Genomic DNA, 23,307 nt, shown 5'->3' on the forward strand with positions numbered 1-23,307 from the left:
GACTACTCCCCCAGTGTGTAGATGGCTTTGGCTTTGACCTGGGTCAGGTCTCGGCCTTCCGGGAACACCGTTTTCCAGTCTCCGGCGATATGCAGTTCGTCGGTGCCTGACATTTGAACGACCGTCAGCCCTGACGTGTGGGCTTTATGCGCTTTCAGCCACAGGTTCGCGAATGCCTGGGAGCGGATGATGTGCATCCAGTCGGGTCGCCGGATCTCCCGGTTCGCGCTGCTCTCGCCGATAGTGGACACGAACTTAGAATACATGGATTTCACGTATTCCAGGGCCACTTCGTCATTCCTGGAAATGGCGTCCTTGCGTACTTCGGCGAGTGCGCGGCGCATCTTTTCCAGGAGTCCTTCGGAGGCGCCGGATGTCCAGGATTCGTGGATGACGGGTGCGTCGCAGTAGCCGAGCTTCGCGCAGCGCAGCAGAAGGCGGAGTGTGGGTTCGGTGACCCACAGGTCTCCGGGTTCTTTGCGTGCGCCGAGTGGTGAGGGCAGGTCCGGCTGTTCCCAGGCGGCCGGAGTGACCCGGTGGATGCCGGAGCGCTTCGCGTCGTGATACCCGCCTTCGGAGTGCACCAATTTGCCGATCGGCAGCCATGATTTCAGCGCACTGAGGTAGGCGGCGTTCATGTCCAGGGCGGTCACTTCGAGGGTCACGTGGCCGCCGCGTGCGGCGCGGTGCAGTTCCTCGGAGCGCCATTTCGGGCGGGCTTCCCAGACCTGGTCCGCGCCCCTCTGTCGCGCCTTCGTGAGGATCGCCGCGGTGGGCGGGAACTCGGAGTGCTCGTAGCGGCCGCCTACCCGCGAGGCCGCGAACAGTGCCATCACGTCCGGGACCGCCGACTTGATGAGCGCGTTCCGCGCCGCTTCCAAGTCCCCTTCATGCGCGGTCAGTTCAGCCCGTACGCGGGCGTGGACACGGTCGGCGAGCGGGCCGGCGGGCGCTGCCACCCGCCTCGGGGGCGGTGGTGCGGCCACCCGTTTCGGGGCAGGTGGTGCGGCCGGCTCCGGGGCCGGCGCCGCCTTGGCCTCGGCCGCGGCGGGGGTCGGAGCCGGGGTGCGCCGGGGCGCCGGGGCCCGGGCGTCGAGCGGGATCAGCGTCTGTGTGCCGCCGCCCGCGATGCGGTCCGCGGGCAGCTTCGTCATGGCGTGCGTGGGACCGGCGAGCAGATCCAGTACGGGCATCCCCCAGTGCTCGGCGAGGCGGTCGACGTCCGTCAGGGTCCATGCGGCCTGTCCGCGCTGCCTACGGCTGATCTGACTCTGCGTCAGGCCCAGGGCGGCGGCCAGGACGGACTGCTGCTCACCGGTGCGGTGCGCGATCGCGGCCACTGTCACCCGCAGCGTTTCCTCGGTGCTCATCAGCATACCCACACAGTACCTATCGCATGCGGATACCGCATTCACGCTGCGGCTTAGGCATGCAGTCGGAGTGCGTACAAAACCGCTCGGCCTGAGCGTGCCCCGGCGAAGCGCTTGGAGCCGGGCGGGGTGCCGGTCCGCTGCCAGGACGCCGGTGATGGCGTCCGGCCCCGCGGTCGCGAAGTACGCGAAGTACGACTGGCCGTTGGCCGGGCTGCTGGTGGTGCGGGGACGGGTGGCGAACGGGGCCGGCACGACACCAGCGACCAGCACGGCCGCGCCGCAGAACCGCGAGGCCCAGGGCTACGCCGTAGACATCCGTTCCGAGGAGTGCCGTCGCAGCAACGAGCAGGCCGTCCGTGGCCCGGACAGGTCCTGCCCGTCGTGCGATGTGGGCAGGGGGCCGTCCCCGCGTATCACGGAGTGTCTCCTGCTTCCTCGGAGAGTGTGATCAATACGGGTTGCCCGGTGATGCGCAAGGTGTGTGGGGCTGAGGTTGTGGTGCCGTCCAGGGACTGGACGGTGTGTGCGCCGCGGTCGACGGGCATGGATGCGGTTCCGGATTCCGTCCAGCGGATGACGGCCGGGAGTGATGCCTTTCCGTCTGCTGCGGCCAGGAGATAGCGGCACTCCCAGATCGGGCCGGCCAGCCCGTCCTGCTGTCCGTGGCCGCATGACGTGATGCGGGCCCCGGCAAGCCAGTGCTGCAGTACGGCCACCGCACGGGCGGCGGCCGTCGGTTGACCACCGGCGGCCTGGAGGACGAGCGGGATCTTCGTGCCGCCCCAGTTGTAGAAGTACATGCGGTCGTAGCGCAGGTACATGCCGACCAGATAGAAGCGCGCCGCGTATGCGATGGCATCGGCCTGGTCCAGTGGCTGGTCCTCAGGGATGCGGTAGGTGGTTCCGGTGTTCCACAGGCGGGGGTGTACTCCGGCTTCGTGGAAGGTCTTTTCGATGGTCTGGGCGAGGCGGATGAAGGTTTCCGGAGGGTCGCCGTCGCTGCGGGGAGAAAGCTTCACTCCGGCGACGTCACAGTCCTGGTAGCCGCCGGCTGCCGCGAAGTCGCGCAGGAACCGAAGCGATGCCGGCTCCCAGAGATTTCCCATGGAGGGGCACACGACCGTTGCTTTCGGGTCGGCCCGCCGGATCACGGCGCCGGCCCTTTGGGTCATGCGGGCGAGCGTCGCGGCGTCGCCGGTGAAGAAATGCGGGGAAGGCGCGAGGGCCCATAGTTCGTATGCCCCGATCCTGCCCGCGTACTTGGTGGCGACCTTCCGGACGAAGTCGACCCAGTCGTTGATGTCGTCAGGCGGGGCTACACGTGACCTGTCGGTGTACGGGCCCAGCGGCGCATCCGGGGCTGCCCACGACGGGGTCGCTCCGAACGTGTACAGGACCGGGAGGTGTGCGTGCTCAGCCCCGTTAACCAGCCGGTCCAGGACAGTCCAGTCGTACCGGCCGCGTGCGGGCTCGACCTGTGCCCAGCGGGTCTCGCTGTCCCACAGCCGGACCGCCCCCACACGGAACGTGGGCATCGCCCCGCTGCCGTTGTTCATCGTCACCCCGTAGAACACAGAGGGCACCGCGGACGGGTACTGCGACCAGGCCGGGCCCGATACGCGCTGAACCGCCCGCGCGTCATGGTGCCGGGCGGGAGACGACGCCGTCGCCCCGAAAACCAGGGTGAGCAGGAGACAGCTCACGAACGCGAACCACCGCACCCGGCCGGACCGCCGACCGGGAAACCACGGAACACCCGCGTCCCGCACGGGTATCGGGGCCGGGGCGGGTGCCTCGCCGGCATCGTGAGGGGCGGGGACGGATTCAGCGGCTGCTCCGGCCCGGGCGGCGTCGGCTTGTTCCCACAGCTGGTAGAGCTCGGCCCGTTCGGCTCCACAGGTCCGGGCGATGCGCTCGACCATCCCGTAGCTGTCCGGCAGGACTTGGCCCCGGCAGTAGCGGTGCAGGGTGGAGGTACTGATTCCGCATCGAACGGCAAGTTCGGCGTAGCTGCTACCACTGCGTTGCTTCAGCTCATGCAGGCGTCCCGCCAGATCGGACATTCCCCAACTCCCCGATACGCATCCCCACTCCGGCGTCCCAGGCCGCCCCGTCGGAGCAGGTCAGAGGCCTCGTTTCATCCCTTCCCCTGCCAGGGACGCCGAAGCCTTGCCGCGCAGTTGCACCGCCCGGCACGCTCGATGTGCCGTGGCCCGCGGCGACCGTGGCCCGCGGCTCTGACATGCGGCGGTTCCTGCTGACTCGCTGCCTGAGCACGTGATCCGAAGGCAGGAAAACCAAACTGGAAGCGCTGTGCCCGTTCAGAACGCCATCACAGTGGACAGGGGAGAAAATGCGATCAGTCCTTGATCTCCGCAGGCAGCAGAAGGCTGTTCCGGCCGCGATATTCTTGGCCACGCTGCTGGGTTTTTCGCTCGCCGCGGCGCCATCGGCTCACGCGGACGCCAGTTGCACCGTTCTCGGGTGTTCCAGGACGGTGGATGAGACTCCGGGACCCGTCTACGTGGCCCGGAACTGGTGCGGGGGCGGCGGTAACGGGGACTGGACGGACTCGACCCCGAAGTGCAGCTCAAAGGCGGGCAGCAAGAAAGTACCTCAAAAATTCAAGTGGATATATTCGGGGCAGGGGACGCCCAAGAACCAGGACTGGGACACATTCCGTGTCGATGCCGGGTGGTGCTACAAGGTGGAGTTCACCAGCTTCTACCACCGCTACTACCGCTGGTACAACCGCTCGCACAAGGACCGGGTGTGGGTCAAGGTGAGCGACCAGTACACCGCTCGCGTGCAGCATCAAAACTACGGAACCTGTTCCTAGTCGATTCCTGCTTCGACTCGTTCGTGATGGCTCGCCAGTTATCCGGCGAGCCATTTCGAGGTCGAGGTACCGGCTGCTTTTCGGGCAGATACGGGTCCAAGGTCGCGGCTCGGGGCGGCAGCTTCTTACGAGGCTCCGGCCACGACGAGTCCAACGCCTTCCGAACCGTCGCGATCAGGCGGTTAAGGCTGTCAACTGCCGCTGAGCACCATCCAGACAGCGCCTGCACCCGATACAGCAGCGCACAGGACGAGAGAGGCGTCAGCACTCCGGCAACGCGTCCAGCGGACCTGCGGCGCGGCAGCATTTTGTTCGTGCACCGCGCGTGTGGAGTGCAGCCAATTATTGATCTTGCGCTCCGCCTTGTCGCTAGAGCCTTTGAAGTGATCGACCAGTGAGCTCACTTTAAGCACCGCCGCGAGCATTCCAACCCCGAGGCATACGGTTGCGATTCCGCAAAAAACAGGCCAGGAACGCCGCCGGAGTACAGCTGAACTCGTTGCGGATGTCACTGAAACGCCCACGCGTCGACCTCGACACGCAGTGCCGGGGCGGCCAGGGCGCTGACGTAGAGGAGCGTGGTTGTGGGCAAATGGCCGCCGAGGAATTGAGCGACGGTGGCGCGCCGTGCCGCCGGGTCCATGTCGCCGACCAGGTAGAAGGTCAGCTTCACCAGGTCGCTCACCACCATGCCGGCGGCGTCGAGGTTGCTCCGGAGGTTCTCCAGGGCTACGTCGATCTGTTCGATGGGGTCCGGTGGCACGCTGCCGTCCTGTCGCATCCCGATCTGTCCCGAGAGTACGAGCCAGCGGCCGGGTGCGCTCACTTCGATCTGATGGGCGTAGTCCGCGACCGGAGCGTGCACGTTCTGGGGGTTGCGGCTGATCATTCGGCTCCTTCTTCGCGATGTCGTCGAGCTCCGCGCGGTATCACGCGGTATCACGCGGCCAGTTGGGTGCGATCGTCTCGCCGGTCCGACGCCCGTCGGCGTTGACGTTGGGGGGTCAGGGCGATGCGTTGTTGGGCAGATGCCGTGTCCGGCGTGGCCACCAGCACTGTGAACCGGGTGGGTTCGGACCACTGCACGTCTCATGACCGGGTTTCACCCAGTGGCCAGTGATGCGGGTTGTCCGACCGTCGCTCTGGCGGTCCGGGTGCCGCGAGCTTTCGCGTCCCGCCGCCGCGCACGCTCACCTCCCGTGCACCGTCACGTCCCGTGCGTGGTGCGCCCGCCGCGTTCGCCGGGTCCGGGGTTCTGGACTCGTGCTTCGGAGCCCTCTGCCCGGGAGTCGTCGACGATCTTCTGCAATGCCGTGACCTGGCGTTCCAGGGCTTCGCGGCCCGCGGTGGTGAGGTTCAGCCATGTGCGGGGGCGCTTGCCCACGTAGCCCTTCTCCACGTCGACGTATCCGTGGGTGCCGAGCGTGCCCACTTGCTTGGACAGTGCGGAGGCCGACAGTCCCGCCGCTTCGCGCACCCAGCCGAACTCCGCCCACTCGGTGCCGACGAGCAACGACACGATCGACAGGCGGGTGGGGTCCAGCAGCACCGGGTCGAAGTCAGGCCGATCCATCGAGCGCCCCGGATCGTCCGCGCCCTGCGCCCGTGGCAAGAGAGGCGAGAGCACTCTGGAGACGGCTCCCGAAGAGGATCAGGACCGCGCCCAGTACCGCGCCGGCAATCGTCCGCGCGTACGGGACGGACAGGCCCGGGTGCGGCACGAAGGCGGCGACGATGCCGACGGCCAGAACCGTCAGGATGATGACCCTGCTCCACAGTGCGAACCGGGGCGAGACCGCGTCCTGCCGCACCTTGGTCCGCCGCCCCAGCAGCGCCGAACCGCGCCTGCTGCGCAGCAGTGCCGCGTAGGCGACGGCCACGGCCGCGAAGGCGACGTTCACCGCGGACTCGACGCCCTGCCCGAAGAAGTCGGGCGCGGCGAGCAGAGCGAAAACGGCGATGCCGAAGAGGACGGCGACCCAGCGCGAGTCCCGCGCCGAGCCGAGCGCCTCCTCCCGCCGCTGCTGGACGTCCTGGAGCGCCCTTGATGCCTCGGCGGGTGTGGGGTTTCGGGTCATGATGGCCTCCTTGGTGTTTCTCAATCAGAACCTGTTTCCTGATAGGAAAGTAGTTGCCTGAAAGGGGAGTGTCAAACGTCGGATGGTGGCCGCAGAGCAGGGGCGTGGCCGTCGAACGGTGGACAGGGCCGGGCCACATGGCGTGCGCCCCGGGCGGGCGAGGAGGGTGGCCAGGGCGGCGGTGCGCCGGCCGGCTCGGGCGCGTGTCACCACGGCATGGCCGGAGAGGGGGCGATCCGGGAAGGGCCGGGCGAAGCCTGGTCACGAGACGCCCCTACGCGGCTGAATAAGGCGTCAAGCATCTGTTTATCCGCCTACGTCAGAGTTGTCGAAGCTTGCCGGACGGTCCGGGCGGGCGGGGAGGATTCACACCATGGGCAACAAGATCGCGGCCTTGACCGTTACGGCTCTGCTTGCCGGTGGCGTGCTCGCCGCCACGCCCTTTACGTCCGTTGGCTCGGACCACTCCTGGTCCACCTCGGATGTCGCGGCGGCCATGCCGGGGAACCAGTATCAGGACATCGCCCCGCAGGCCGTCTCCCCGGACAACTGGCACACCGAGTCCGCCCCCGAAGACTGATGATTGATTCCAAAGGGGTCCTGGGCTGCGCGTTGAGGCGCTGAACGGCAAGAACACGGTCTCCTGGTGCGGTTGTCGGCAGCAGCAGGGGACGAGCAGCACCGGCAGACGGCGTAAAGCCGCTTTCGGACCTGGGAGTTGCTCGGGGCTCGGGGCTCGGGGCTCGGGGCTCGGGGCTCGGGGCTCGGCTGTGGCGTAGCGGAAGCCCCGAGCGTGGGCTCGCCTGGGCCGGACTCCCCCGCCGTACCGGCTGGGAAAACCGCTGTCGGGCAAATGAATCAAGATGATAGAAGTACCGCCGTGCACAAGACTCTGGAGTATCCCGATCTGCTGCGGCTGATCGACGAACGTGCAACTGCCTTCCGCGCCGCGATCGCCGCCGCCCCCAGCCTCGACCTGTCCGTGCCGACCTGCCCCGGGTGGACACTGTCCGACCTGGTGCAGCACATCGGCGAGGGGCGCCGCCGCTGGGCCGCCACCGTCGCCGCCGGGCCGGACGCCACGTCCAGGACCCCGGCCCAGGGTGACGCGGTCGCGCCGCAGGAGCGCGAGGCCGTGCCGGCCTGGCTGGCCGACTCAACCGAGCTGTTGCTGAAGGCCCTTGGGGAGGCCGGCCCGGACCAGGGCTGCTTCACCGGCTGGGGTAACACGCAGACGCCGCACACCGCCGGTGGCGTCGCCCGGCACCAGGTGCAGGAGATCGCGGTGCACACCTACGACGCCCAGCTCACCGTGGGCGAGCCGGCCTCACTGCCTCTCGAGGTGGCGCTCGACGGTGTCGAGGAGAACCTGTTCATCGCCAGCTTCACGACGAGCGCCTGGCCGCACAAGCCCACCGCCTTCGACTTCCACGCCACCGAGGGCCGCTCCTGGCGCCTCACGGCCGACGGCGACGGTGCACGGACCACCCGGCTGCCCGCCACCGGCGAGGACCCGGACGCGGCGGGCCTCTCCATTCGCGGCACGGCCAGTGATCTGGTCCTCTGGCTGTACAACCGCGTTTCGGTGGACCCCCTGCAACTCGACGGGGACCCGGAGCTGCTCGACCTGCTCCTCGCCTGGGAACCGGAGGACTGGGCGTAACGACACGCCACCGCGCACAAACCGGCCGCTTGAATCGCCAACGGACTCGCACCGAACGGTGGCGGTCTCACTGGATGATCGATTCCAAGGCTTGGCTGCGCGCATGGGACGAGGGAATCCTCAGTCAGGTTGTGACGTCAGGCATGCCCCCTCGCGACCGCGCCCTACGTCAGGACCGACGACCTGCTGATGGATTCGCCGCAGCTCAGCGATGCCGGACTGGTGACGCTGTCGATGATGCAGGTCATGTTCGGCTACACCTCCGAAGCTCGGTGGCTGCGGCATGCCCGGGCCCATCTAACGAGACCTTCAAGGGCCGGCTTGCCCCCGAACGGCACCGCGGCCGCACCCCAGGCGGGGTGATCGTCCGCGTGCTCCAGCGAAGCCTCGCGCTGACCGCTGCCATCCGGCACAACGAGCACACCGGCCAGCTCGTCATGCGGTCGCTGACTGCCTATGACCACTGACGGCTTGAAATCGATCGTCTGAGTCGAGTGTCTTGTTTTCTGAGCCCAGCTCCGGCTCTTGGTCTCCGTTGGGGAATGGTCAAGTGACCGCATCGCACAGCAGTACGCCGACACGCCGTCCTCACGGGACCAGCGAAGCAGCGCCGGCGAGTATGCGGCGTGCGCGCGTCCGGGGTGCGTGCCAGGATTTCCGAGGCGAGGATGGAGGCATGGATCCCTGGTGCCGGCTCGCCGGCGCGCTCGCCGGGTGAAGGGGCTCACCGTTCATGACATGTCGATCTTGCGTGACCTGGGCGTTCTTGGTTTCACACGGCCTTGTCACCCATGACCAGTCTCAACTCCGTGGCATTTCCTCGCGAGGTCGAGATCAGACGGCTTGTCCGAGTCGGCCGACTACACCACGCTGAGCCCTGGGCACAAAGGCTGCCAGCGAGCCCAGATCGCCCGCCGATGAGCTTTCCGCGCCGCGCTGGTCCATACGCCGGACAGCCACGAACGGAAGGCTGAGCCATGCGGAAACTGATCTACGGCATGAACCTGACTCTGGACGGCTATATCGCCGCGGCCGATGCTGACATCGGCTGGGGCGGGCCGCCGAGCGACGAGCTGTTCCAGTGGTGGCTCGACCACGAGCAGGCGAGTGGCCTGTCGCTGTACGGGCGCAAGCTGTGGGAGACAATGAGCTCCTACTGGCCGACCGGCGACCAGCAGCCCAACGCCACCCCGGCGGAGATCGAGTTCGCCCGGAACTGGCGGGACACACCGAAAGTGGTGTTCTCCTCGACGATCGGCAAGGTCGACTGGAACACCCGTCTGGTCACCGGCGACGCGATCGCCGAGATCATCCGGCTCAAGGCCGGGGACGGCGACCCGATGAACATCGGCGGCGCAACGCTCGCCGGGGCGGCCATGCGCGCCGGGCTGATCGACGAGTACGCGATCGCCGCCTATCCAGTCCTGGTCGGCGGCGGGACGCCGTTCTTCACCGCGCTGGACAGCTGGGTGAACCTGAACCTGGTGGAGACGCGGACGTTTCCCGGCGGCGTGGTCCTGACCAGGTACGAGTCGAGGCGCTGAGCAGCAGCACTCCCCCGTCGCATTAGATCGTGCAGAGGCAAGGCCGTTGCCCCTGCGGGGTGACAGGTTGGAGTGGGATTCGTGACAGGTCCGGCAGGTCGTCTCGGCTGTGGCTCACGGGTCGCAGGGACGCGTCTCGTCGACCATGGCGGAGGCGGTGCGCCCTGAGCTGGGGTGCGTCAGGATGCTGGGACGTCTGCCCCACCGTTCTCATTGAAGGGGACAGTTTCCTGGTAAGTCCGCCGAGGCAGGGCTTGGCCGCAGTCGGAGGAATTCGCTCGCCGTCCGAGGTGATCGCTCCTAGCCTGCGTCATGTGATGACGGCTGAAGACGTGTTGTCTGTCCTGGCTCTGCTGCGGCGGGCAGAGGTAGAGGTCTGGATCGGCGGAGGGTGGGGAATTGACGCTCTGGTCGGCGAACAGACCCGGCACCACAGCGACTTGGACCTGATGCATCGGCAAAACCAGGAGGCCACTGTGATGGCGGCCCTCGCCGAGGCGAGTTTCAAGGAGAGCCTGAGCTGGAGGCCCATCCGGTTCGTCGTCACGGCACCGGACGGCCGGGAGATCGACCTTCATCCCCTCGTCTTCGCCGACGACGGCACGGCGGTGCAGGCGTCACCCGAACCGGAGCGTCCCTTCATCTATCCCTCCTCGTGCTTCGTGACCGGCACCATCAAGGGAACGCCCGTCCCGTGTCTGTCCGCCGAGCAGCAGGTCTACTTCCATCAGGGATACGAGCCCAGGGACCGCGACCGGCACGACATGACTCAACTCCGGCGAGTCTTCGGGATCACCACCCACTTCTGAGGAACGAGGCCAAGCCTCCGCGCCACTTCGGGGGGTGCAGGTAGCCGTGGTCTCGCCAGTGCGGGGGGGTGCCTCTATGTCTTTCGTCAAGGCACTCCTGCCGGGTTTGGGGTGGTTCGGGGTTGCTGAGGTTATGCGGCGAGCTCGACGCCCTTCGGTGTCCGGGATTCGTAGAAGGTGCCGTCGCGGAGCATGGCGAACAGGACGCTGATGCGTTGGCGGGCGAGGCGGAGGAGGGCCTGGGTGTGGGTCTTGCCGCGGGCCCGTTGCCTGTCGTAGTAGGCGCGGGAAGCCGGATCGGCGTTCATGCAGGCGAAGGCGGACAGGAACATCGCCCGTTTGAGTTGCCGGTTGCCTCCTCGGGGTGCGTGTTCGCCGTGGATCGAGGTGCCGGACTGCTTGGTGGTGGGGGCGAGTCCGGCGTAGGAGGCGAGGTGGGCGGCGGTGGGGAAGCTGGTGCCGTCGCCGACGGTGACCAGCAGGACTGCGGCGGTCCTGACGCCGACGCCGGGCATCGACGTCAGGACCGGGGAAAGAGGGTGAGCCTCCAGCAGGGTGTTGATCTGGGCTTCCATCGCCCGGCGCTGGGTGTGGACGGCGGTCAGGGAGGCGGCCAGAGAAGGGATGACGATGTCGAGGGTGCCGGTGCCGGGGACCACGACGGTCTGTTCGTCGAGGGCGTCGAAGACGTCGTCGATCAGTCGCTGTGCCATGCGGGGGCTTTGGGGCGGATCAGTTCCACGAGTCTGCGTCGGCCGGCGTTGCGCAGGGCGGCCGGGGATCCGTAGCGCTCCAGGAGCCAGGTGACGGCCTGGTGGTCGAGGCGGGGACCCAGAACGCGCTCCAGGCTGGGGTGGAACTGGGTGAGCAGGCCGCGTATCCGGTTGGACGTGCGGGTGGCCTCGGCGGCGAGGTCCTGGTCGAAGCCGACAAGGACCGTGAGTTCGGCGGTGATCTCGTCGGTCAGCTCCAGCGAGCGCAGGGTGTGCGGCATGGTGCGGGCCGCGTCCGCGATCACGGCGGCGTCTTTCGCGTCGGTCTTCGCCTCGCCCGGGTAGAGGTCGGCGATCCGCCGCATGGCCAGGCCGGGCAGGTAGGCGACGCGGCAGCCCGCGTCCCTCGCGACGGTCAGCGGCAGGGCGCCGATGGAAGCGGGCTGGTCGACAACGACGAGGACGGTGCCGAACTTCGCGGCCAGTTTGTCGAACACGGCCCGCAGCCTGGGTTCGCTGTTGGGCAGGGGCTTGTCGAAGACCTTCTTCCCGGCCGGGGTGAGTCCGTGACCGTGATGGGCACTTTTGCCGACGTCCAGGCCCAGGAATACGCCGACATTTTCAATCTCGGACATCGTTCCCTTTCCGGGGTGTTGACGGTGCCGGCCTCGGCTTGGGTGTCGTGCTCGCGCATCCACGTTATGCAGACCTGCCGCCCGCGAACTGTCCGGCATTGCGCCGGGCCGGACGGTGGCCGGACCTCTGATCAGCGTCTCCGACGGACACCTCTCGGGCCCGGTGAACACCACCCCCCAGGTCATGCCTTCGACAGGGGGCAACAGTCATGCCGGGCCCGGAGGCCAGCGGCCCCATTGCGGAGCCGCGGAAAACATAACGGGGGCGAACAGGCCGGTGAGTAGGACAGCTTCGGGATATGCGGACCGGCCCGATCCCGGGCTTCGGAGGGGCGGTGGGGATCACTGAACGGGTCCTCGCCCAACGCCTCGAGTCGCCAGTTCCAGCGCCGCCGCAGGGAATCATCGCTGCTCTCACTGTTGAACCGTCTGGTCAGGCGGTCATGAGAACCCATCAGAGCACCCGCAGGGACTGCTGTTCCTTCAACGCTCTTGGGCCGGTTGCCCTTCCACGCGTGGTTGGTGAGCCACCTCGCCGGGAGACGTGCCGTGATCCTTCGTCAGGCGTGCGGGGTCCAGGACGCCACCAGGCCGAGCAGGCCGGGAAAGCGTGCGTTGAGGTCGTCGACGCGCACATGACTACGGCGCTCCAGCCCGTACTGGCGCTGGCGCGTGATCCCCGCACCGCGCAGCGCTTTGAAGTGGTGGGTGAGGGACGACTTGGGGCGGTCGAAGCCGAACCAGCCGCAGGTGTGGTCGAAGTCCTCGGACTCCAGGAGGAGCTTGCGGACGATGGTCAGCCGCAGAGGGTCGCTGAGCGCGCCGAGCACGGTTTCGAGGCGCAGTTCGTCGACCGCCGGTTCGGGGAGCGGTTCGGGCAGGCCGGAAGGCTCCGGGAGCACCTTGAAGACAGGTGCGTCGGCCGCGGGCGCGGGCATAGGCAACTCCTCATAACGCGATTCCTATGTACGACTTCGATCGTACTGGATGCTAAGTTCGACTCTACTCGTACTGCCGGGGTGCCGGCAGGAGACGATCGGGAGGAACAGTCATGTCCGAGACACGGACCGCATCCGTCCAGGCCGTCGACGGGAGGCACCGAACAGCGACCATGCAGGCGGGCGGGAGGGTCATCGCGCCGCTGTGGTGGGTATGGCTCGCCGCGTGGCCGGTCACGGCCGTCTTCGTGCTCTCGAACGCGGCGACACCGCTGTACGTGCTGTGGCAGCGCGACATCGGATTCTCCAAGGGCACCCTGACCGTGGTGTTCGCCTTCTACATCGTCGGCCTCATCGGATCACTCCTGGTCTCCGGCGTGGTCTCCGACCGGGTCGGCCGCAAGCCCGTTCTACTGCCCGCTCTGGGGCTCGCCCTGGCCGCCTGCCTGATCTTCGCGACCGCCACCAGCGTCGCCGCGCTGATCGTGGCGCGACTGTTCAGCGGGATCGCGGTCGGCGCGGTCGTATCGGCCGGCATGGCTGCGGTGACCGACGTCGCCGGGCCCGAGCGCAAGCGGATCGCAGCCCTGCTCGCGTCCTGCGCGATGGTCTTCGGCGCCGGGCTCGGACCGCTCCTGGCCGGGGGGCTTTCCGAGACGGCGCCCGCGCCGACGGTTACTGTCTTCGCTGTCGAGGCGGTACTCCTGGCCACCGCGGTGCTCGCGGTGCTCCGCATGCCGGTACGGCGTCCAGAGGCGCGCGCCAAGGGTGCCTGGGTGCGGGTGCCCGGCGTGCCGCGCGGCAACGGCCGTCAACTCGCTCTGGGAATCGCGGTATTCGCGCCGGGCATCACCGCCACATCGTTCGTGCTCTCGCTCGGCCCCTCGCTGCTCTCCGGGCTGCTCGGCACGACCAGCCGGATCGTCGCCGGAGCCATGGCGTTCGTGATGTTCCTCGCCGCCGCCGGGGTCCAGTTCGCCGTGCGGCGGCTGAGTCGGCGCACCATTCTCACGGCCGGCGCGGCGAGCACCACGCTGAGCATGATCACGCTGATCGTCGCCGTGCACACCTCATCGGTGGCAGTCCTGATCATCTCCGCGCTGCTCGCCGGAGGCGGCCAGGGCATGGGCCAGCTCGGCGGCCTGTCACTGCTCAACTCCAGCGTTGAGCCACAGCGCCTGGCCGAGGCCAATGCCGCGCTCAACGTGGGTGGTTACATCCCGGCCGGCATTCTGCCCGTCGCCGCCGGCTACCTCAGCGACACGGTGGGCCTGACCAACGGCGCCACGGTCTTCGGTGTCGTCCTGATGGGCCTCGCGGTCATCGGCGGCCTGGTGGTTCGCGCCACCCGGCGCCAGGCGACGGACCCGGCCTAACGGGAGCATCGCGTGCCCGGGGAGCGGTGCACCGCTGGACGGCGGTGGTGCGCCGTCCCCCGGGCACGCGGTGCGCGGAAGAGCGTTACGAGTCCCTCAGCCGGCCCGGACCGCGCGGAAGAGCAGGGCGCTCAGATCCCGCCGGCGCGGCACCACATCCGCGCGGCTGCCGAGGACGGGACGTCGGAGACGTGCTGCGAGCCGAAGGACGCAGAGACCAGGGAGTGTGCGGCCCTGGCCGGGACGCGCCTGCACCGTGGCGGCCTGTTCACCGAAGGCCCGGCGGGCTTGGGACGTGTTCGACCCCGAGGTCATCGATCGAGTCGTACATCATCCCGATGCGCCAGGCGCCGACGACGTCTTCGTCTCCGGCATGCCGGAGCGCGCGGCCCTGGCCGCGATGGTGCTCACGACGCTGTCCGGCGACGCCTGAATCCACCCCACCCCCACCCCCACCCCCACCCCCACCCCACTCCCACCCATCGAACACGACCATGGTCGTTACGACCATGGTCGTGTTACGGTGAAGGCATGGAGGACACCGGAACCCCCGAAACCGGCAGGAGCCGCCGCGAGCGGCCCGCCAAGCCCGCCCTGACCCGGGACGGGATCGTCGCGACCGCAGCGGCGATCTTCCGCTCGGAGGGCCTGGCCAAAGTCACCATGCGCAGCGTCGCGAAGGCCCTGGACACCGGCCACGCGTCGCTGTACGTCTACGTCCGCAACACCGAGGACCTGCACGCTCAAGTACTCGACGTCGAGCTGGGATCGGTCTCTCTCCCCGGCACCTCCCGGCCCTGGCGCGCAAGCCTGGTGACGCTCCTCCTCGACTACGGCCGGGTCCTGCTCTCGCACGCCGAGATCGCCCGGATGGCGATCCGGACCCGCCCCGACGGCCCGAACTACGCGGCCCTCGTCGAAGCGGTGCTCCAGCAGCTGGACCGGGGCGGCGTGACCGGGCAGACCGCGGCCTGGGGCGTCGACATCCTGCTGCAGTATCCGGCCGCCGTGGCAGCCGAGCACGGGGGCACATCACCGGATACCGCGCCCCCCGGCGCCGCCGGCCGGCCGGCGGCGCCGGGCTTCACGACCGCCCCGGACCAGTACCCGCACATCGCCGCCCTCGCCGACCAGCTCTTCTCGGGCAGCCCGCAGGCCCGCGCGGAATGGGCCCTCAACGTGCTCATCGACGGCCTCATCGCCGCCACTTCACGTACCACCGACAGAAGGAACTGACCATGCCCACACCCCGTATCGCCATCATCGGCGCCGGACTCAGCGGTCTCGTCTGCGCCCGTATCCTCCAGCTCCACGGCATCCCGTGCACCGTCCACGAACGTGACGCCGGTGCCGGAAGCCGCCAGCAGGGCGGCTCGCTCGACATCCACCACGACACCGGCCGGACCGCGCTCGAGGAGGCGGGCCTCTACGAGACGTTCCTGCAGCACACCCACGAGGGCGGCGAAGCGATGCGCGTCCTGGACAAATCGGCCCGGGTCTTCATCGACGAACGCGACACCGGTACCGGCGGACGCCCCGAGATCGACCGCACCATCCTGCGGAAGATGCTCGTGGACTCCCTGGACCCCGGCGTGATCAGCTGGGGCAGCAAGGTCGTCGGCGTCAGCCCCGCGGAATCAGGACCCGTCCTGGAGTTCGCCGACGGAACCACCACGCAGGCGGACCTGGTCGTCGGCGCCGACGGCGCGTGGTCCAAGGCCCGCGCCGCACTGACCCCGGTCAAGCCCTTCTACACCGGCATCACCATGGTCGAGATCCACCTCGACGACGCCCCCGCCCAACACCCCGAAGCCCTGGCACTGGTCGGGCGCGGCTCACTCTTCGCCGCGTCCGACAACAAGTACATCGGCGGACACGGCGGCGACCACATCTGGCTCGGCCTGGGCCTGCGGGTCCCCGAGGACTGGGCGGCCACCACCGGCGTCGACTGGGCACAGGACCCCGCGGCCGCCCGGCAGACCCTGCTCGGCCTGTACGCGGACTGGGCGCCCGCACTGACCGACCTGATCCGGCACTGCGACGACACCATCATCCCGCGGCCCATCCACGCGCTGCCCACCGGACACACCTGGGACCGCGTCCCGGGGATCACGCTCGTGGGCGACGCCGCCCACCTCATGTCCCCGTTCGCCGGCGAGGGCGCCAACATCGCCCTCATCGACGGCGCCGATCTCGCCCGCGCCATCATCGCCAACGACGACATCGAGCAGGCCGTCACCGCGTACGAGCGGACCATGTTCCCCCGCGGCGCCGAATCAGCGCTCCAGTCCGCCTACGGGCTCGACATGCTGTTCAACGACGAAGCCCCCAAGGCCCTCGTCGACTTCTTCACCACACCGTAGGGCCGCACAGCTCCGCACCGCCTCCGGCTGCACCGCCCGGGCTGCACCGCCCCGGGCTAGACCGCTTCCGCTTTCGGGTTGACGTTCTTCGCGAGGAGCTCGTTCATCTCCCCGTACGCCATCGACGCCTTGGTGTTGCTCTCGTCGTGGAAACGCATCAGGTAGTTGTACATCACGCCCACACACTTGTCGCGGCTCCGGTATTCCGCGTTCCCGGTGAGGCGCATATCGGCGGAGATCTCCTTGATCGTCCCGTCGGGCAGGGTGTACAGCGGATGCCACAGGAGAGTCACCGCGGGATTCAGCCGCTGGATCAGGCGCAGTTGGGGAATCTCCTGCGCGATCAGGACACTGTCGGGGTTGTAGGCCCGCAGGAATACATGGACAGGTCCCGTCGCCCGCTCGACGAACGCGGTGGACAGGACATTCCACAACGGCGCCTGGAGCTTCCAGTTGGCGTTCAGCTCCAGCTGGTCCATGATCTTCCCCAGCCGGCTGAACTCCAGCGACGTATGCCCCTTCCCATGGGCGTAGACACTCACGTCGAAGCCGCCGGACCAGAGGGCCAGGGTGGGTGTGGTGATCTTCAGGTGGTCGCCCACGAGATTGACGAGTTCCCGGTACCACGTGTTCGAGGCCCGGATCTTACGCCGCTCCGCGGAGTCGATCGACTCGTCCGCCGACTGCCGGTTCAGGGTCTCCTGCTCGGAGACCCCGCCCAGCAGAAGCTGCCAGGCGGTCTCGGTCACGTCCGCCGGGAAGCCGCCCTCCTTCATCATCTTCTGGAACACGGGCCACTCGGGGTGGTCCTGCGCCTTCGTCGCGTAGTGCTCGGTGGGTGCGTCGGCCGACGGTTTGCGGCGCTGCACAGTGTGCGCGTGAACGCTGTCCGTGTGCGCGGTGTCGGTGTGCGCGTGAACGGTGTGCGTGTGCGCGGTGTCCGTGTCGCCGGCCGGCGCGCGCTGGGCCGTCTGTCCCGCGGCCGGGGCGGCCCCGGACAGGACTCGCCGGGCGTTCTCCTCGGCGGCGACCTCGTACCGGTCCGACGGGTCGGAGACCTTCAGCCCGTTGCCGTTGTCCGTACCCAGGACGGGGCCCTGCCGCTGCTGGACGACATGCGTGAGTTCATGGGCGAGCGTATGACGGTCGCTGCCGCCCTCACCGAGGACGATGTGACTGCCGGAGGTGTAGGCGCGGGCCCCGATCTCCTGCGCCGACCTCTTCGCGGCCGCGTCATTGTGAATGCGTACGTCGCTGAAGTCGGTGCCGCCGAACCGCTCCTGCATGTCGTGCAGTTCGGGCCCCGGCAGAGGCGTACCGGGAAGGCTCAGCACGTCGTGCGCGGCCATCCGGCGCTGCACGGGAGCCCCATCCGGCGCGGCCATCAGGCCCTGCGCCTGGTCTTCCTTCGACGGGGTCTCGCCATGGCCGCAGGACGAGCCGTGAACGTGGCGCTGGACCTCCAGCAGGTGGGCCACCGCGGCGTTTCCGGCAGAACGCTGCAACGCCATGACGGCCGCCGGTGAGTGTCCGCGCCCGTCCGGGAGCTGTCCCGTGAAAGCGGCCGCCGTCCGGGGCGTATCGGAGTGCGGCAGCACAGCGGGCCTGTGCGACTCGCTGCTCTGTCGCTGCGCAGCGCCCGCGTCCTGCTTCCGCTCCTGCACGTACCGGCTCCTTCGTGGCTGTGCGCTGCAAGCCTGTTGTCCGGCCTGTCGGTTCTTCGTCCTCTGCCTTCTGTCCTCTGTCTATACGGCGCCGGCGCGCGCGACAAGAGACGGGAGGGAATGCCGCACGTTCTTTCGGGTACCCCGTGTGCCCTGCGGGGTTCCTCCGTGAGCACGCCTGCAGCCTGCGGCGATCGGGGTGGGGTTGGGGGTTGTGGGGTGGGGTTGTGTTGCCGGGAGCGGGTCAGTTCGCGTACACGCTGCGGACGTTGTCCTTCGGCGCGGGCCGGGTCGTCGCCGCGGGGCCGGTGGCGAAGGCCCGCAGCAGGTTCTCGGTGGTGCGGGTGACGAAGGCCCGTGTCCTGGCGTCCATCCCGTGGTGGCGGCCGCCGTCCCGGGTTGCGGCCATCAGTGCCTCGACCCACCGCATCGTCCCGCAGGAGAAGACGCCGGCGCCGCTGGGGACGGTGTAGTACGCGGAGTCCGCGTGGCTGTCGCGGCCGTCGCACACCAGCGGGGAGTGGGCCAGGATCTCCAGGGGCGCCGGGGTGGGCGCGCCCGGGGTGACCCGGTAGGCCGAGACCCGGAAGCCGGGGGCGGTGGTGGAGACGTGCAGCCCGAACTCCTCGCCGGGCAGCACGCTCACCTTGTCGGTGTAGCCCTGGACCGCTTCGGGCGGGCCCTGTGAGCGGATCCGCCAGTCGGGGCTGCCGGGTCTGGCACGCTCCGCGCCGGCGGCGGACTCCAGCGCGGCGGCCGAGCTCGACGCGGTGGGGCGGGGCGCGGTGGCGGTGGCGGTGGGGCGGGGCGCGGTGGCGGTGCTGCCGCCCGGTGAGGTGCCGCATCCGGCCACCAGGCTGGCCGTGAGGCCGCCGGCGCCCAGCGCGGCGGCGGCCCCGAGGAAGCGCCGGCGGCCTGGGCCCGCTCCGGTACCGTCCGCGTCCGGGCCGGCTCCGGCACTATCCGTGTCCGGGCGGGTTCCGGCTCCGTCCGTGTCCGGGCGGGCTCCGGCACTGTCCGCGGGGTGGCCCGCGCGGCGGTCGTGCCGCTCCGTGTCCTCGCCCATCCGAACCTCTCACGAGTCCGCCCTGCCCGGTGCAGGTGTGCGCGCGTCGGAGTCATCATGAGCCGGCAGGGGCACCCCACCAGCGCGGGACGCCCGTTCGGGGGCGGTGGTGGTGTTGCCGGGTGTGCGGCCGGGCGGCGCCCCGGCCTCTGTACGGGTGTGCTCAGCTGTCCTGTGCCAGGGCCGGTTTGGTCGACCACCAGCCGCCGGTGTCGGCCTCGCGGTGTCCTGTGGCGGTGAGTTGGCGGCCGTTCGTTTCCGGTGCCCACATCAGGGCCGTGATGCCGCCGATGAGAGAGACCATCGCCATGAAGATCATGGACCAGCTCAGGCCGAGGTGGTCCAGGGAGACCGGGAGCAGGAATGTGCCGATCGCCGCGCCGATGCGGCTGGCGGCGGAGGCCAGGCCGACTCCGGAGGTGCGGATCGAGGTGGGGAAGACCTCGTCGGGGTAGATGCCGGGGAGGATGCTCATGATCCCGTACGAGAACAGGTAGCCGAAGAAGCACACGGTGGCCAGCCACACCGGCAGCACATGGCCCAGGCTCACCAGGAACAGGGCGAGCGCGCAGCCGAACATCGGCCAGACCAGGATCGTGCGGCGCCCGGTGCGGTCGACGAGCCACCAGCCGGTGGCCGCGCCGGTCAGGGCGACGACGGTCCCGATGAGTGCGCCGGCGAGTGCGTTGCCGCCCAGGCCGATGGCGCGCAGGACGGTCGGCTGGAAGAACGTGAGCGCGAAGTAGGGCAGCACGATGCAGATCCAGAAGGTGCACACGAACACGGTGCGGCGCAGGTATGCGGCTGAGAACAGCTCGCGGTAGCGCGTCTGTTCGGCCTCTTCGGAGGTGAAGTCCTCGCTGTCCAGGGTGGTTCCGAGGTCGCGCTCGATGACGGCCACGGCTTCGTCCCTGCGGCCCTTGGAGATCAGCCAGCGCGGTGACTCGGGCAGGCCGTGGCGGATCAGGAGGCAGAACACCGCGGGGACGGCGCTGGCGGCCAGGGTGATGTGCCAGGCGCCCGGCCAGGTGGTGTTGATGATGTAGCCGAGGAGGTAGGCGATCACGTAGCCGACGTTCCAGAGGATTTCGAGGATCCCCAGGTAGTGTCCGCGTTTCTCGCTGGGTGCGAATTCGGCGAGGAGCGGAGAGCCGATCGAGTAGTCGGCCCCTACGGCGAGGCCCATGACGAGCCCGAGTGCGAAGACCATCCAGGGGGAGGTGACGAACAGCATCAGCAGGGCGGATGCCAGGAAGACCGAGAGGTCGATGGTGAACATCGGGCGCCGGCCCAGCCGGTCGGTGACATAGCCGAGGAGCAGGCCGCCGAAGAACGTGCCGATCAGTGTCGAGGACGAGATCAGCGAGTTCCATGTCGAGGTGACGCCGATGTCGCGGGCCATGGCGCTGCCGGCGAGGGCGGAGGCCACTGAGGCGAAGACGAACCCGTCGACGAACATGCCCCCGCCCGTGGCGACGGTCAGGCGCCGCAGAAAGCGGCGGGTGTGAGGGCTGGGTCCTTCGGTTGTCGGCGGTATCGCGGCGGCTGTGCTCATGGGCGGGGCCTTTCGTGCTGTTCGGTTGTTCCGGCGGACGCGGACGGACCAGCCGGATCGGTCGGGACCGGTCGGCTGCGGCGGAGGCGGACGGACCAGCCGGATCGGGTGGACCGGCCGGACCGATCGGACCAGTCGGACCGGGCGAACGAGTCGGCTGCGGCAGTCGCCCGGTCCGTCCGGTCCGCCGGTCGGCTGCGGCGGTCGTCGCGCCCTGCGGGTGGCCGGGTGTCACGGCGTGCTGACGGGAGGCGGTGTGCTTGCCGGGCGCCCGCGGCTCCGTGGCTCTGCGGCTGGTGTGCTCTGCCCGGTGCGGCTGTGGGTCCACCGCGCGGACACGTCGGTATGCGTCACGGTGCAGCGCGCTCCAAGCTGGTCCACCGCCCGTCGTGCACCGGGTCGTTCCCGACCGTGCGGGCGCATGTGTGGACGTGCACCTGCCCACTGCCCTGTTCTTCATGCCGCCTGTCCGCCCGGTCCTGCCGCGACCGCTGCCCTGTGCCGTGACGGGCGGTCAAGGAAAGAGGGTCAAGGAAAGAAAGGAAGAAGAGGATGCGAGTGGGGGGCTGCGGCATGAACGGGCGCCCGGTTCAATCCAGTTGCCCGGCCGCGAGCTGCCCCTAGGATCGGCGGTCATGGTCGACTTCTATCCCCCGACAAGCCCCTACGATTCCGGGTTCCTCGACACCGGAGACGGCAACCGCCTCTACTACGAGCAGCTCGGCAACCCCGGGGGCAAGCCCGCCCTGATGGTTCACGGCGGCCCGGGCGCCGGCGCCATGCGGCGGCCGACCAGGTCCTGGGATCCCGACGCCTACCGGGTGATCCGTTACGACCAGCGCAACTGCGGCCGCAGCACCCCGCACGCGAGCACACCGGCCGCCGACATGAGCCTCAACACCACACACCATCTGATTGCCGACATGGAGCTGCTGCGCGAACATCTCGGCATCGAGAAGTGGCTGCTCAACGGGGCCTCCTGGGGCCCCACACTCGTCCTGGCCTACGCGCAGCAGTACCCCGAGCGGGTCAGCGAGATCGTCATCCAGGCGGTGATGACCTCCCGCCGCTCCGAGATCGACTGGCTCTACCGGGGCGCCGGGCTGTTCCGCCCCGAGGCGTGGGACCGGTTCCGCGCGGGTGTTCCCGAGGGCGAGCGGGACGGTGACCTGCTCGCGGCCTACGCACGGCTGATGGACAACCCCGACCGTACGGTCCGCGAGAAGGCCGCCGCCGACTGGCTCGCCTGGGAGGACGCGGTCATCAGCGACGAGCCCAACGGTGTGCCCGGCATGTACAGCGACCGCGAGGCCGACGCGCGGATCGCGTTCGTACGGATCTGTGCGCACATCTTCAGCAACGGCGCCTGGCTGGAGGAGGGGCAGCTGATCCGGGACGCGCACCGGCTGGCCCCGATTCCCGGGGTGATCGTGCAGGGCCGGCACGACAGGGGCTGTCCGGTCCAGACGGCGTGGGAGCTGGCGAAGGCGTGGCCGGGCGCGCGGCTGCACATCATCGAGGACGCCGGGCACGCCGGCAGTGACACCGCGGGCCAGGTGGTCCGCGACGCCATCGAGGAGTTCAAGAACCGCTGAACACCCCTGAACGCCGGGGCGGCCGCCGGGTACCGGGCACCGGGGCGCGGTCTCCCCGGCCGCACGGCTAGGCGGTCAGGAAGTCGATGAGTGCCGTGTTCACCTCGTCCGGGCGTTCCTGCTGAGTCCAGTGTCCGCAGCCGGCCAGCTCGATGGGCTCGCGCCGCAGGCTGGGCATGAGGCCGGGGAGGCGCTCGATGAGTTCGGGGGTGCCGGGGAAACTGGCGACGACGTCGCGTTCGCCGTAGATGTACAGGGCGGGCCGGGTGACGACGGCGCCGTGCCAGGGGGCGGTCAGTTCCCAGTTGCGGTCGAGGTTGCGGTACCAGTTGAGGGCCCCGGTGAAGCCCTGGGAAAAGCTGTCGGTCAGAACATCGAGGGCGTCCTCGGTGCACCAGTGCGGCAGTACCGCGGGATCCGGCATGGCGGCGAGCCAGCCCCGCTCGGGGTCGACCAGCGGCTGCTTGCCCTCGAGGGCGCCCGGGGCGTCACCGCAGGCCGAATAGAGGAACTTGCGCAACGCGGTCCGGGTGTCCTTGGCGAACTCGGCGTCAGCGACGCCGGGGCGGTTGAAGTAGTTCCAGTAGAAGCGGCCGGCGTACTTCTCCTCCATGGCGGCCAGCGGAGGCTGTGTCCCCCTGAACGGGGGCGGCACACTCAGTCCGGCCACCCCGCGCACCATGTCCGGCCGCAGCAGCGCCGTGTGCCAGGCGACCGGCGCTCCCCAGTCATGCCCGACAACGTAGGCACTCTCCTCGCCCAGGGCCTGGATCAGTGCGACCACGTCGCCGACCAGGTGGAGGATGGTGTACGCGTCGACGTCGGCGGGGTGGTCACTTCGTCCGTACCCGCGCTGGTCGGGGGCGACCACCCGGAAGCCCGCTTCGGCGAGCGGGCCGAACTGGTTGCGCCAGGAGTGCCATGACTCGGGGAAGCCGTGCAGGAGGACCACCAGGGGGCCTTCACCCTGTTCGGCGATGTGCAGCCGGACGCCGTTCACGTCAACCATGCGATGCTCAACCATGTGGATGACTGTACGGGGGCCGGCCCACCGGCCGCGGCCCGTCGTTCAGACACGGTTGACCCTCGACCTTGT

General features: G+C 69.1%; 20 protein-coding genes and 1 pseudogene. 10 read left to right on the forward strand and 11 right to left on the reverse strand.

Translation table 11 applies throughout. The features are described 5' to 3' along the window. Positions 1-2: 2 nt before the first annotated feature. Both OG510_RS00460 and OG510_RS00465 read right to left on the reverse strand, forming a co-directional pair. On the reverse strand, positions 3-1,376 hold the full coding sequence (locus OG510_RS00460) for a helix-turn-helix domain-containing protein (RefSeq protein WP_406134596.1): 1,374 nt from the start codon (positions 1,374-1,376) through the stop codon (positions 3-5). 410 nt (positions 1,377-1,786) lie between these two features. Continuing rightward, the gene (locus OG510_RS00465; protein WP_406134597.1) at positions 1,787-3,436 is read right to left on the reverse strand and encodes a helix-turn-helix domain-containing protein; all 1,650 of its coding nucleotides are present in this window, start codon (positions 3,434-3,436) and stop codon (positions 1,787-1,789) included. A 644-nt stretch (positions 3,437-4,080) separates the two neighbouring features. Between OG510_RS00465 and OG510_RS00470 the strand changes: the two genes are divergently transcribed. Further along, a complete protein-coding gene (locus OG510_RS00470; protein WP_406134598.1) occupies positions 4,081-4,212 on the forward strand; it encodes a hypothetical protein in 132 nt (43 codons plus the stop codon). A 508-nt stretch (positions 4,213-4,720) separates the two neighbouring features. Here OG510_RS00470 and OG510_RS00475 read toward each other — a convergent pair. From OG510_RS00475 to OG510_RS00485, 3 genes are all read right to left on the reverse strand, one after another. Then, complete coding sequence (locus OG510_RS00475; RefSeq protein WP_406134599.1) at positions 4,721-5,101, reverse strand: RidA family protein; 381 nt, start codon at positions 5,099-5,101, stop codon at positions 4,721-4,723. Between the two features lie 318 nt (positions 5,102-5,419). After that, a complete protein-coding gene (locus tag OG510_RS00480; protein ID WP_406134600.1) occupies positions 5,420-5,785 on the reverse strand; it encodes a winged helix-turn-helix domain-containing protein in 366 nt (121 codons plus the stop codon). After that, on the reverse strand, positions 5,772-6,290 hold the full coding sequence (locus OG510_RS00485) for a hypothetical protein (RefSeq protein ID WP_406134601.1): 519 nt from the start codon (positions 6,288-6,290) through the stop codon (positions 5,772-5,774). The genes OG510_RS00480 and OG510_RS00485 overlap by 14 nt, the downstream gene beginning before the upstream one ends. Before the next feature lie 373 nt (positions 6,291-6,663). Here OG510_RS00485 and OG510_RS00490 point away from each other — a divergent pair, with 373 nt between their 5' ends. The 4 genes from OG510_RS00490 to OG510_RS00505 all read left to right on the forward strand — a co-directional run bounded on the left by OG510_RS00490 (position 6,664) and on the right by OG510_RS00505 (position 10,306). Then, on the forward strand, positions 6,664-6,870 hold the full coding sequence (locus OG510_RS00490) for a hypothetical protein (protein ID WP_406134602.1): 207 nt from the start codon (positions 6,664-6,666) through the stop codon (positions 6,868-6,870). A 300-nt stretch (positions 6,871-7,170) separates the two neighbouring features. Then, positions 7,171-7,953 carry a maleylpyruvate isomerase family mycothiol-dependent enzyme gene (locus OG510_RS00495; protein ID WP_406134603.1) on the forward strand — a complete coding sequence of 261 codons (783 nt, stop codon included), beginning with the start codon at positions 7,171-7,173 and terminating at the stop codon, positions 7,951-7,953. Positions 7,954-8,930: 977 nt separating this feature from the next. Beyond that, positions 8,931-9,497, forward strand: coding sequence for a dihydrofolate reductase family protein (locus OG510_RS00500; protein ID WP_406134604.1), 567 nt, complete (start codon positions 8,931-8,933; stop codon positions 9,495-9,497). 317 nt (positions 9,498-9,814) lie between these two features. Beyond that, positions 9,815-10,306, forward strand: a complete 492-nt coding sequence (locus OG510_RS00505) for a nucleotidyltransferase domain-containing protein (protein ID WP_406134605.1) — start codon at positions 9,815-9,817, stop codon at positions 10,304-10,306. A 131-nt stretch (positions 10,307-10,437) separates the two neighbouring features. Here the strand turns inward: OG510_RS00505 and OG510_RS00510 are convergent. Then, positions 10,438-11,654, reverse strand: a pseudogene (locus OG510_RS00510) (IS110 family transposase). 560 nt (positions 11,655-12,214) lie between these two features. Further along, positions 12,215-12,592: an ArsR/SmtB family transcription factor gene (locus OG510_RS00515; RefSeq protein ID WP_406134606.1), complete on the reverse strand. Its 378-nt coding sequence runs from the start codon at positions 12,590-12,592 to the stop codon at positions 12,215-12,217. Between the two features lie 113 nt (positions 12,593-12,705). Here OG510_RS00515 and OG510_RS00520 point away from each other — a divergent pair, with 113 nt between their 5' ends. The 4 genes from OG510_RS00520 to OG510_RS00535 all read left to right on the forward strand — a co-directional run bounded on the left by OG510_RS00520 (position 12,706) and on the right by OG510_RS00535 (position 16,331). Beyond that, entirely contained in the window at positions 12,706-13,968 is a 1,263-nt protein-coding gene (locus OG510_RS00520; protein ID WP_406134607.1) for an MFS transporter, read from the forward strand. Positions 13,969-14,263: 295 nt separating this feature from the next. After that, positions 14,264-14,401: a hypothetical protein gene (locus OG510_RS00525; RefSeq protein WP_406134608.1), complete on the forward strand. Its 138-nt coding sequence runs from the start codon at positions 14,264-14,266 to the stop codon at positions 14,399-14,401. A 98-nt stretch (positions 14,402-14,499) separates the two neighbouring features. Next, on the forward strand, positions 14,500-15,204 hold the full coding sequence (locus OG510_RS00530) for a TetR/AcrR family transcriptional regulator (RefSeq protein ID WP_406134609.1): 705 nt from the start codon (positions 14,500-14,502) through the stop codon (positions 15,202-15,204). Between the two features lie 2 nt (positions 15,205-15,206). Next, positions 15,207-16,331, forward strand: a complete 1,125-nt coding sequence (locus tag OG510_RS00535) for an FAD-dependent oxidoreductase (protein WP_406134610.1) — start codon at positions 15,207-15,209, stop codon at positions 16,329-16,331. Between the two features lie 56 nt (positions 16,332-16,387). Here OG510_RS00535 and OG510_RS00540 read toward each other — a convergent pair whose 3' ends face one another. From OG510_RS00540 to OG510_RS00550, 3 genes are all read right to left on the reverse strand, one after another. Then, positions 16,388-17,995, reverse strand: a complete 1,608-nt coding sequence (locus OG510_RS00540) for a DUF4157 domain-containing protein (RefSeq protein WP_406134611.1) — start codon at positions 17,993-17,995, stop codon at positions 16,388-16,390. 244 nt (positions 17,996-18,239) lie between these two features. Further along, positions 18,240-19,061, reverse strand: a complete 822-nt coding sequence (locus tag OG510_RS00545) for a N,N-dimethylformamidase beta subunit family domain-containing protein (protein ID WP_406134612.1) — start codon at positions 19,059-19,061, stop codon at positions 18,240-18,242. Between the two features lie 163 nt (positions 19,062-19,224). Then, the gene (locus OG510_RS00550) at positions 19,225-20,616 is read right to left on the reverse strand and encodes an MFS transporter (protein ID WP_406134613.1); all 1,392 of its coding nucleotides are present in this window, start codon (positions 20,614-20,616) and stop codon (positions 19,225-19,227) included. 635 nt (positions 20,617-21,251) lie between these two features. On the opposite strand from OG510_RS00550, the gene pip reads away from it, so the two are divergent. Then, complete coding sequence (pip, locus tag OG510_RS00555; RefSeq protein ID WP_406134614.1) at positions 21,252-22,211, forward strand: prolyl aminopeptidase; 960 nt, start codon at positions 21,252-21,254, stop codon at positions 22,209-22,211. 67 nt (positions 22,212-22,278) lie between these two features. On the opposite strand, the gene OG510_RS00560 is transcribed toward pip, so the two are convergent. Next, positions 22,279-23,235 (reverse strand): alpha/beta fold hydrolase, encoded by a 957-nt coding sequence (locus tag OG510_RS00560; protein WP_406134615.1) that lies wholly within the window; start codon positions 23,233-23,235, stop codon positions 22,279-22,281. Positions 23,236-23,307: the final 72 nt, after the last annotated feature.

It is taken from the genome of Streptomyces sp. NBC_01089 (assembly GCF_045162975.1).
Taxonomy (GTDB): Bacteria; Actinomycetota; Actinomycetes; order Streptomycetales; family Streptomycetaceae; genus Streptomyces.

What these genes read in the sequence shown, in the direction of transcription:
- OG510_RS00460 (WP_406134596.1), bottom strand. Translation starts at nt 1,376, where the DNA reads ATGCTGATGAGCACCGAGGAAACGCTGCGGGTGACAGTGGCCGCGATC.
- OG510_RS00465 (WP_406134597.1), bottom strand. Translation starts at nt 3,436, where the DNA reads ATGTCCGATCTGGCGGGACGCCTGCATGAGCTGAAGCAACGCAGTGGT.
- OG510_RS00475 (WP_406134599.1), bottom strand. Translation starts at nt 5,101, where the DNA reads ATGATCAGCCGCAACCCCCAGAACGTGCACGCTCCGGTCGCGGACTAC.
- OG510_RS00480 (WP_406134600.1), bottom strand. Translation starts at nt 5,785, where the DNA reads ATGGATCGGCCTGACTTCGACCCGGTGCTGCTGGACCCCACCCGCCTG.
- OG510_RS00485 (WP_406134601.1), bottom strand. Translation starts at nt 6,290, where the DNA reads ATGACCCGAAACCCCACACCCGCCGAGGCATCAAGGGCGCTCCAGGAC.
- OG510_RS00490 (WP_406134602.1), top strand. Translation starts at nt 6,664, where the DNA reads ATGGGCAACAAGATCGCGGCCTTGACCGTTACGGCTCTGCTTGCCGGT.
- OG510_RS00500 (WP_406134604.1), top strand. Translation starts at nt 8,931, where the DNA reads ATGCGGAAACTGATCTACGGCATGAACCTGACTCTGGACGGCTATATC.
- OG510_RS00505 (WP_406134605.1), top strand. Translation starts at nt 9,815, where the DNA reads ATGACGGCTGAAGACGTGTTGTCTGTCCTGGCTCTGCTGCGGCGGGCA.
- OG510_RS00515 (WP_406134606.1), bottom strand. Translation starts at nt 12,592, where the DNA reads ATGCCCGCGCCCGCGGCCGACGCACCTGTCTTCAAGGTGCTCCCGGAG.
- OG510_RS00520 (WP_406134607.1), top strand. Translation starts at nt 12,706, where the DNA reads ATGTCCGAGACACGGACCGCATCCGTCCAGGCCGTCGACGGGAGGCAC.
- OG510_RS00530 (WP_406134609.1), top strand. Translation starts at nt 14,500, where the DNA reads ATGGAGGACACCGGAACCCCCGAAACCGGCAGGAGCCGCCGCGAGCGG.
- OG510_RS00535 (WP_406134610.1), top strand. Translation starts at nt 15,207, where the DNA reads ATGCCCACACCCCGTATCGCCATCATCGGCGCCGGACTCAGCGGTCTC.
- OG510_RS00545 (WP_406134612.1), bottom strand. Translation starts at nt 19,061, where the DNA reads ATGGGCGAGGACACGGAGCGGCACGACCGCCGCGCGGGCCACCCCGCG.
- OG510_RS00550 (WP_406134613.1), bottom strand. Translation starts at nt 20,616, where the DNA reads ATGAGCACAGCCGCCGCGATACCGCCGACAACCGAAGGACCCAGCCCT.
- pip (WP_406134614.1), top strand. Translation starts at nt 21,252, where the DNA reads ATGGTCGACTTCTATCCCCCGACAAGCCCCTACGATTCCGGGTTCCTC.
- OG510_RS00560 (WP_406134615.1), bottom strand. Translation starts at nt 23,235, where the DNA reads ATGGTTGAGCATCGCATGGTTGACGTGAACGGCGTCCGGCTGCACATC.